General features: G+C 49.5%; 11 protein-coding genes. 9 read left to right on the plus strand and 2 right to left on the minus strand.

Annotation, left to right across the window (positions count from 1 at the left end):
* Window positions 1–419 (minus strand): GAF domain-containing protein (locus ACESLU_RS07870; protein WP_372637536.1); only part of this gene is annotated, 419 nt, incomplete at its 3' end.
* A 130-nt stretch (window positions 420–549) separates the two neighbouring features.
* Here ACESLU_RS07870 and ACESLU_RS07875 point away from each other — a divergent pair.
* On the plus strand, window positions 550–912 hold the full coding sequence (locus ACESLU_RS07875) for a MarC family protein (protein WP_372637565.1): 363 nt from the start codon (window positions 550–552) through the stop codon (window positions 910–912).
* 13 nt (window positions 913–925) lie between these two features.
* Here ACESLU_RS07875 and ACESLU_RS07880 read toward each other — a convergent pair whose 3' ends face one another.
* On the minus strand, window positions 926–1,693 hold the full coding sequence (locus tag ACESLU_RS07880; RefSeq protein ID WP_372637539.1) for a type III pantothenate kinase: 768 nt from the start codon (window positions 1,691–1,693) through the stop codon (window positions 926–928).
* 460 nt (window positions 1,694–2,153) lie between these two features.
* On the opposite strand from ACESLU_RS07880, the gene ACESLU_RS07885 reads away from it, so the two are divergent.
* From ACESLU_RS07885 to ACESLU_RS07920, 8 genes are all read left to right on the plus strand, one after another.
* The gene (locus tag ACESLU_RS07885; protein WP_372637542.1) at window positions 2,154–2,618 is read left to right on the plus strand and encodes a DinB family protein; all 465 of its coding nucleotides are present in this window, start codon (window positions 2,154–2,156) and stop codon (window positions 2,616–2,618) included.
* Between the two features lie 97 nt (window positions 2,619–2,715).
* Window positions 2,716–4,053 carry an alanine/glycine:cation symporter family protein gene (locus ACESLU_RS07890; RefSeq protein WP_372637545.1) on the plus strand — a complete coding sequence of 446 codons (1,338 nt, stop codon included), beginning with the start codon at window positions 2,716–2,718 and terminating at the stop codon, window positions 4,051–4,053.
* A 311-nt stretch (window positions 4,054–4,364) separates the two neighbouring features.
* Entirely contained in the window at window positions 4,365–4,865 is a 501-nt protein-coding gene (locus tag ACESLU_RS07895; RefSeq protein WP_372637548.1) for an ankyrin repeat domain-containing protein, read from the plus strand.
* 362 nt (window positions 4,866–5,227) lie between these two features.
* Window positions 5,228–5,809, plus strand: a complete 582-nt coding sequence (gene ruvC, locus ACESLU_RS07900; RefSeq protein WP_372637551.1) for a crossover junction endodeoxyribonuclease RuvC — start codon at window positions 5,228–5,230, stop codon at window positions 5,807–5,809.
* Window positions 5,810–5,908: 99 nt separating this feature from the next.
* Complete coding sequence (ruvA, locus tag ACESLU_RS07905; RefSeq protein ID WP_372637554.1) at window positions 5,909–6,508, plus strand: Holliday junction branch migration protein RuvA; 600 nt, start codon at window positions 5,909–5,911, stop codon at window positions 6,506–6,508.
* A gap of 116 nt (window positions 6,509–6,624) precedes the next feature.
* Complete coding sequence (locus ACESLU_RS07910) at window positions 6,625–7,305, plus strand: response regulator transcription factor (RefSeq protein WP_372637556.1); 681 nt, start codon at window positions 6,625–6,627, stop codon at window positions 7,303–7,305.
* On the plus strand, window positions 7,302–8,402 hold the full coding sequence (locus ACESLU_RS07915; RefSeq protein WP_372637559.1) for a sensor histidine kinase: 1,101 nt from the start codon (window positions 7,302–7,304) through the stop codon (window positions 8,400–8,402). The genes ACESLU_RS07910 and ACESLU_RS07915 overlap by 4 nt, the downstream gene beginning before the upstream one ends.
* A gap of 290 nt (window positions 8,403–8,692) precedes the next feature.
* Window positions 8,693–9,610: mannose-1-phosphate guanylyltransferase (locus tag ACESLU_RS07920; RefSeq protein ID WP_372637562.1), on the plus strand; the 918-nt coding region annotated here is incomplete at its 3' end.

A 9,610-nucleotide genomic window follows, 5' to 3' on the forward strand; every position in this document is an offset into this window, starting at 1 on the left:
CTCCGGTGATCGTTGGTTATGGAATTCCTGGAATGCGAATCGATATCAAGCTCGGCTACAAAGTTGCCGTTCTTTCGGACGGGAACCACAATTTCGGCCTTCACATGAATACTGCACGCCAGGTAGTTATCCTCTTCGCTTACATCCTGCACCACAAACGTTTCATTGGTATCTGCAGCCTGCCCGCAAATACCTTTTCCAAAAGGAATGCGGGTATGATCCGTCGGCTCACCCACATAGGGCCCCAGCACCAGCTCGCGATCCGCCTTCGGATCCACCAGGTAAAACCCCACCCAGTCGAATACTTCTACTTCGTCGGATAATAAGCGGCATATTTCGTTCAGTTTATCATCGCGATTCTTGGATGATGTATGAACAATTTCCTTTACTCGACGCAACAGATCTTTTGTATCTTCCACGGAGATGTAGTTATTTCAATGAGAAATTGTAATCCGATGTTAAACGTAACACGTAACCGAAAAATACCATTAATTTTATATTAAATACGTTTTTTCCGAGCGGATTCTTAAACCCTGGCTACAACTTATCATTCGAAACCAAACGGAACAACCCGACCGCAAAATTTCAAAAGAAGCCCAGGAAGCGGCCAAGGGGAAAGAAGACATCTCCTTCAGTCCCATGGCCATGCCTATGCTCTCCGGACCCGGCAGCATAGCCGTCGTTATCGGACTGGCTTCGCAGGCCGAAGGGTTTATTGACCTTGCCATCATCACGGTTGCCATTGTTTTGGTGGCGCTTATCGCGTACGGAGTGCTGCGCATAGCTCCCTTCTCGGCAAAGTATATTGGTCCCACGGGCATGAATGCCATCACGCGGATGATGGGCTTTATTGCCATGGCTATCGGTGTGCAGTTTATCCTGAACGGGATATCCAGCTTTTTCGGGGTTTAAGAAAAAAAACGAATCACTGTTGCCGGTCAGCAATCACGCGCAGTCCATCGAGCGTAAGCATCGGGTCGACGACGTCAAAATAATCGGTATAGCCTCCTATCTTCTCCGAAAATCCCCCGGTGGCAATCACTTTAACCGTACCGGACCCGAGCTGCTTTTTCATCCGGTCTATGAGTCCCTCTATCATGCACAGATGTCCCAGTACCAGGCCCGACTGCATAGACTCCCTCGTATTGGTCCCTATCACCTCCGGCGGCGGCTCCAGCGGAATCTGGGAGAGCTGTGCGGCCTTACCGACCAGGGCATCAATGGTAACCTTCAGTCCCGCGCATATCGCCCCGCCCATCAACTCGCCCGGCTTTTTGACAGCCATCACCGTGGTTGCCGTACCGAAATCCACCACAATGCAGTCATCCCGGAATATTTCAAAAGCCCCCGCAGCACCGGCAATCAGGTCGGCCCCTACGCTTTGCCGGTTGATTCTTTTTACCGTTATTCCCGTGTCGGTTGTCCCATTCACTATTGTCACCTTCAGGTGTGACGGGCGGCTGAATACCTCGCTGATCGTCTGGGTTAACCGGGGGACGACACTGCAAACGATCACACGGTCAAGCTGCTGATAACCCAGGCCGCTATTCGAGAATAAGTTTTGAAAAAGAACGCTGTACTCATCAGCGGTCTTGTCCGCATCCGTTTGGATTCGCCACTGGTGAATCCATTTTCCGTTATTGGATGCGCCGATCACGATGTTACTATTCCCGATATCCAGTGCTAACAGCATGGCGTGTGATACCTCATATTTTTATTTATTCAAAGCTAAAATTATTTGTCAATAGATACGGGTTATTTGGTCATCCCTCAAGAGAAAATCTCCTTGTGCTTTACCAGTTTTACACGCAGTTACAGAGGACTTTCCAAAACCATTGTTTTGCTCAATCTTTACATTTTCACGATTTTAGCATCCTCCCCTGTAGTCTACAAATATATAATACACTGCGCTTGTGAAATCGCTCAGGCTTTGACATTGAACAAAAATCATGGTTTTTCGAGCCCTCCTGGGCTTAAAGATTAATACGATCTACTTTTCACTTCCACTTAAAACTGTCCACAGCCAACAGTACCTTAACCAGAATTCAACTTAACATAGGCTACCGCTTTCCACTTCAAAATTTGTATAATTGCAATGATTCGGATATGATCATACTAATCATCAACATTTATCATAAAACAGCAATGACACTATGCATTCAGCCGATCGATTACTTCGTTTGTTTTCTTACGACATATGGGCCAATGATCAGATTCTGTTAACCCTCCAGGACCATCTGGATTTTCCCGGCGCCGAGCAGGCTATCTCCTGTTACGGCCATATCGCCAGCACCCAGGAAGTATGGTATGGCCGCATTAAGAACCAAGTGGACGAGAATCCGAAGATTTGGCCCGACTATGGGTTATCCGTTGCCCTGCAAAAGCTGAAAACCTATACCGAAAAGTGGCGGCTGCTGATTGAAGAAAATCGTTCCGAACTGGACCGGAATATCTCCTATACGAATTCCAAAGGGCAGTTCGAAACGCCCCTTTCCGATATCCTGCATCACCTTATTATTCATGGTCAACACCACCGGGCACAAATAGCCAGCCTGCTTCGCAGAGCGGGTATTGCGCCCCCGGGCACTGATTTCATCTTTTTTTGCCGATCTAATTAGTATATTCACACTGCTTGATAAATCAACATGAATAAAGTTATCCGAGGTATCCGTTCTGAGACGTATTGAAGAGTATCTGGCTGCGTTTTCAAGCTTTATGTGGGGTATGCCGCTGGTGTATTTGCTGGTGGGCGGGGGACTGTTTTTCATGATCTACTCCCGCTTTGCTCCCTTTAAGTATTTTATTCATGCCCTTGAGATATTACGCGGGAAATACGACAATCCGGATGATCCCGGGGATATCTCCCACTTTGAAGCGCTCGCCAGTGCCCTTGCTGCCACGGTCGGCATGGGGAACATCAGCGGCGTTGCCGTTGCGATCTTTATGGGCGGCCCCGGCGCGCTCTTCTGGATGTGGGTGAGTGCCTTTGTGGGAATGGCCACCAAGTTCTTTACCTGTTCGCTCGCTATTTTATACCGCGGCAAGGACTCGGCGGGCAAAATTCAAGGGGGACCGATGTACGTGATTACCGAGGGACTCGGCAAAAGGTGGAAACCGCTGGCGGCTCTCTTTGCCGCCGCCGGCATCTTCGGTCCCCTCCCGATCTTTCAGGCCAACCAGCTCACCCAGATTCTCCGGGATACCATCTATATTCCCCAGGGCTGGGTCGCTGCCAATGCGCACATGGGCGGCGATCTTATTACGGGACTGGTGCTGGTGGTCATCGTCTCTTTCGTCATATTCGGCGGCATCACCCGTATCGGGAAGGTCACCTCGCGGCTGGTTCCGGCCATGGTTGTCATCTACGTGAGCTGTGTGCTGGTCATCCTGGCCATCCATATACAGGATATCCCCTATTATTTGGGACTTATTTTTACCGACGCCTTCACCGGCAAATCCGTGATGGGAGGCGCGGTAGGTTCGCTGATCGTCATAGGAATTCAGCGGGGGGTGTTCTCCAATGAGGCGGGACTCGGGACCGAGGCCCTGGCCCACGGGGCTGCCAAAACAAAAGAGCCCGTCCGCGAGGGACTCGTTGCCATGCTGGGTCCCGCTATCGATACGATCATTACCTGTACCATGACCGCCCTGGCCATTTTGGTCACCGGCGTATGGAAATCCACTGAAGCCAATGGTGTAACCCTAACCCTAAATGCGTTTAACGAAGCACTGCCCGCCGTCGGCACCTACCTGCTGGTCATTTGTGTACTCTTCTTTGCGATCAGTTCCATGCTCACCTACTCGTATTACGGCACCAAGTGCCTCGGGTTTCTGATCGGAGCTGAACGGCAACACTGGTACAATTATTTCTATGTGGGATCCATTATTTTTGGTTCGGTCGCTTCGATCGGGGCTGTCATCGACCTTATTGACGGGATGTTCGCCCTCATGGCCATACCCACGATGATTTCCGGGCTTATCCTGGCGCCCAGGGTCATGGAAGCGGCAAGGGACTACTTTGCAAGAATCGGTACCTTCAAGGAATACAAATAACCTTTTAGTTCGGTGCCGAACAGGATACGCACAGCATTTTCGGATCTTCATCGTCCCTTTATATTAGGCTAAGGCCTGCCTGTTTACCTAATTCAATGGTTATATAACGATATCGGTATCAATTAGCTTATTATCCCCTTTCTATTTAGTTATTAAGGCAGCCTGACTATGCCCCCTAAAGCTTTCTGTTTTATCTCATTAGCTGGTCCCTGCATAACCTTCCCCTCGTAAGGTTCGTATCTTTGGGCTCACTAATTGAGAGCGCAGACAGCTCTTATAAAATAGATAAAAAACAACGTTCTATATTACCTATGAAAACTTTCAAAGGATTAATCTTGTGCATCAGCCTAACCCTTTTAGTGGTATCTGGTGCCGGGGCTAATTCCAACACTGACACTATTGCCGTTAAAACTGACACTATTAAAGATAATATATTTACGGCCATTCGCAGTATCGATTATACCAGCATCAACATATTGCTTGCAGAAGGAATGGATGTCAACCTCATCAACCGGCAGGGCGACTCTCCGCTGATGGTAGCCGCTGAAGTTGGCAATCTCCGTATCCTGGATATCATACTCTCTCACAACCCCGATATCAACGTCCGCAACCAGGAAGGGAAAACGGCGTTGATGATAGCAGCAGAAACAGGACAGTCACACGTTGTTAAAAAGCTGCTGGCTCACAACGCTGATCCCACGCTAAAAGACGACAATGATAACACAGCGCTGATATTGGCCTCAACCTATGGTCACAATTCGGTGGTAGATTATATCACAGAAATGCAAACGCAAACGACCTTTGCAGAGTAGCATTCAAAGGACCGACATGTACCTTGCAAGCCCCGGTGAAGATCCACCGGGGCTTTTCTTATTATAAGAGGCTTTTTGCAAAACCCGACTGTCATCCTTAACGCAGCCGAGGATCTCCTTTAAAAATCCCCAGTTGTTATTTGGAGATTCTTCGATAGCCCAACATGGCAAACTCAATGGTTTCCAAAACCTTCACCTGAAGTATCGTTGCAAATGATGCTGGAAAACATCACATGCCCCCAACTGCATCTGGTTCACCATCAATTTGCAGGTTTTACAAAGGATTCTATTCATAAGAATTAAGTATGTGGAATGGTGCAGGTAAACTGTTATATTTTAAGAAACCAGGTGAACCAACTGTTATGGCTGACATTTTTTTAGGTATCGATCCCGGATCCCGAACGACCGGCTATGCCATTCTCACCAAAGAAAACGGCAAGCTTATTGCTATGCGCTGCGATACCCTCAATATGGCACAAATGGACGACCACGCGGATCGCCTGCAGCATATTTTCGAGAGAATATCAAAGATTATCGCTTCGTTTCATCCGACCAGCTGTGCCGTCGAGACGCCGGTTTATGGCGTCGATCCTTTGGCGATGCTCAAACTGGGACGCGCCCAGGCGGCCGCCATGCTGGCGATCACAAATAACGGCATACCGGTCACCGAATACTATCCCAAGCAGGTTAAAAAATCCATTACCGGCAATGGCAATGCCAGTAAAGAGCAGGTTGCTTTCATGTTGCGCAAAATGGTAAAGCTGCCGGACGAAAAACTCTCCAAAGATGCCACGGATGCTCTGGCCGTAGCCTGGTGCCACCTGATGAAACAGAACGGTATTCAAAGCCGGGTTCCGAGATCGAAAAAAAAGACGCATCAGAATAACAGTCCCTCGAGCTGGGAGAGTTTCGTAGCCAATAATCCCGATCGGATTTCAGAATAACGGGTCCCCGGCATGAGTCAGGGACAGGAAATTGAAAAGGGTCCCTGCCCCCAGCGACAGTCCCGACATCATTAAAGCAGAAAAGTCTACCCAACAGCCATGATAGCATACTTGAAAGGCACGGTTTATTCCAAATCAGAAAACCAGCTTATCCTTGAGGTCCGCGACGTGGGGTATCAGCTGGAGATATCGACACAAACACTGGAACAGCTTCCGCCAAGGGGAGAAAAGGTCGAACTGCTGGTCCACCACCATATCACCGACAACGACCAGCGCCTGTTCGGATTTTTAGGTCAAAATGAAAAAGATCTTTTTGAGCTTGTGATTACGGTCAAAGGCGTGGGACCCAAACTCGGGCTGACAATCCTGTCGGGCCTGCCTGCCGAAGAGATTACCGGCGCGATTGTGCAGAAGGATAAAGGCAAGCTCTCCGAGATCAAAGGCATCGGCAAAAAAACAGCGGAACGGATGATCCTGGAGCTAAAAGACAAAGTGTCCGAAATGGTGGATGCCACCTACACGCAGGCAGCCGGTGCCGTCTCAGGGAACCTCAAAGGAGAAGCGGTATCGGCTCTGCAGTCGCTGGGCTTCAGGAAAAAAGACTCGGAAAAAGCCGTTTCTATGGCCGTTAAAAACGGGAATTCAGCACAGAATGTACAGGAGCTGGTCAAAATGGCTCTTGCTCAGCTTAATACATAACAATTATTTAACATACTGCGGTTTTAATTTGAGGCGGGCTCTTTGTAGTATTAACGGATACCGTTAAGATTGCAATTTTCTCATATTACGTAACCCATACAATTAATCTTTTGCCCGTGTCTGACAGAAAAACAATTTTAGTCGTCGATGACGAACAGGACCTGCTCGACCTTATCGAATATAACCTCAAAAAAGAAGGCTTTGACGTTCTGAAAGCCGAAGACGGACTGGAGGGTATCGACGTCGCCCGCAAACACCGGCCCGACCTGGTTCTTTTGGATATCATGATGCCCAAAATGGACGGCCTCGAGGTGGTGGAGCACATGCGCAGTGACAGCAAACTCAAGCGCATCCCCATTATCTTGCTTACGGCCCGTGGCGATGAAAAGACCGAAGTCCAGGGACTCGATAAAGGCGGCGACGATTATATCACGAAACCCATCAGCACCACCAAACTGATTTCGCGCATTAAAGCGGTGCTGCGCCGTTTCGAGGAAACCGAGGAAATGGCCGATCGGATTAATGTGCACGACATCGTTATTGACAAAGATCGCTATATTGTGACCCAGGGCGATGAAGAATTCCATTTACCCCGTAAAGAATTCGAACTACTATATTTTCTGGCCAACCGTAAAGGCAAGGTAATGGATCGCCAGACCCTGCTTAACCACGTATGGGGCGACAATGTGTATGTGGTTGACCGCACGGTGGATGTACATGTTCGCAAAATTCGTGAAAAACTGGGAAAAGAATATATCGAAACCGTTAAAGGAGTCGGATATCGCTTTAAAGAATGAAGAAGTCCCCGTTTACCAAATCCTCGCGCCTCTCTTTCAGGACCGCACTGTTTTCAGCGCTCGCCGTCGGCGGTGCCGGTACCGGCTTGTTTTTTATCATTTTTGAAAGCAGCCTGGAACAGACCCTCCTCTTCGGGCTCCTGTTGATGATTCTTACCTTCGGTATCGTCTACGCCATTACCTACCGGCTGTTCATCAGGCGGATGGAAACCCTTAACCGCATCAACAGGAATATTGCCCGCAAGCGGTTTGAGGACTATGACAGCCTCTCCACCGGGGGACACGATGAGCTCGACTACCTCATCAAGCAAACCATCCGGGCCAGCAAGACGATAGAGCGCGAAATCCAGCGGCTTAACCGTATCGAAAACTACCGGAAAGAGTTCATCGGCGATATTTCACACGAGCTCAAAACCCCTATTTTTGCGGTCCAGGGATTTATCGAAACCTTGCTGAACGGGGCCATTGATGATGATGAAGTAAACCGCCGGTTCCTGAAGAAAGCCATGCGCAACGTCAGCCGGCTGATCCTCCTCACGAAAGACCTGATGGAAATTTCCAAGCTGGAGACCGGGGAGCTGAAGTCGGATGTGCAGAGCATTTATCTCCACAATGTGTCCTCGGATGTGGTTGACAACCTCCAGTATAAAGCCAAAAAAGAGAATGTAACGCTGGAAATGGGAGCGTTTAATGAAAATACCCTGGTTCGCGCAGATCGCAATCAGATCAAACAGGTGCTCATCAACCTGGTCGAAAACGCCATCAAATATAATGTGCCGGGTGGATCGGTAACGGTGGGCTCCAACCCTTTTCCCAAAGATCCCAATAAGGTACTCGTCTATGTAAAAGATACCGGCATTGGCATTGATCAGCAATATATCGAACGCGTGACCGAACGTTTTTTTCGCATTGATAAATCGCGTTCCCGTGAAAAGGGAGGAACCGGACTCGGGTTGGCAATCGTAAAGCACATCATGGAAGCGCACGGGGAGGAGTTCTTCATAGAAAGCACCCCCAACGAGGGCTCTACCTTCAGCTTCACCCTTACCAAAGTGGAGGTGGAGCAAGTTCAACCCTCTGCCGACTCCGCAGAGTGAACCGCTTCCAATTTCGTGACAAGCGGTCTCTGCGCATTCCCAAGAGGTCTTTGAAATCCAGGGGGGGGCAATACCAAAGCCTGAGCGATTTCAAAACCGAAGCATATAAAGCCATATGTGAGGATGTTGAATACTCGAAAATATAATAATTGGGCCAAACAGCGGGTTTGAAAAGGTCTCTACGAAATAAAAAAAACGAGCAGGCCATATCTTCGCTTCACTATTGCCGCAATATTAGCTACTTTTCCATGCAATAGAGAATTCATCCTCTTTAACTTGTACTATATATTATGTTGCATGCTGTTATTATGGCCGGGGGATCCGGGACCCGTTTTTGGCCACGAAGCACCCGGGAACATCCCAAACAGTTTTTAACCCTCTTTGGCGATCGCACGATGCTACAGACCACGGTCGATCGCATCGCGCCGCTGGTCCCCCCCGAGCGTATCTGGGTCATCACCAACGACCGCTACGTGTCGCTGGTCCGGCAGCAGCTGCCGGAGGTCCCCCAAAACAATATTGTGGGAGAGGCCGTAGCCAAAAATACGGGCCCGTGCGTTGCCCTTGCCGCCGCGCTTATCCACGAACAGGATCCCGAGGGCACGATGGCCGTGCTTCCCGCCGACCACCTGATCAGCCAGACCGACAGTTTCCTCTCTATCTTAAAAACAGCGGACACCAAAGCCCGGGAAGGTCATCATCTGGTGACCATCGGCATTCAGCCCGACCGGCCCGAGACCGGCTACGGGTATATCGAGTTTGACAAGGATTCTTCGGAAAGCTACCGGGGACCTGCAATAAAAAAGGTAACACAATTTCGTGAAAAGCCGGACCAGCAAACCGCCCGGCAATTTATCGAATCCGGCAATTTCTTGTGGAACAGCGGCATGTTTGTCTGGAGTGCCGGGACCATTCTCCGGGAGTTCAGCCGGCATCTGCCGGACATCAAACAGCAGATCGACAAGCTCCGGCCTGCCATCGGCGGCGACAACCAAAAAGGAGCGGTTGACGCCTTCTATCACGCATGTCCCTCAATCTCCATCGACTACGGTATCATGGAACCTTCGGATGATGTTTTCGTTGTGCCGGGCTCCTTTGGCTGGAACGATGTGGGAAGCTGGAAGGCCGTTTACGAACTCCGCGACAAGGACCGGGACGGCAATGTTATTCAAACCGATACCGCCGAGCTGGCCGACGCCACCGGTAAC

The sequence above is a fragment of the Fodinibius sp. genome (assembly GCF_041642155.1).
Taxonomy (GTDB): Bacteria; Bacteroidota; Rhodothermia; order Balneolales; family Balneolaceae; genus Fodinibius.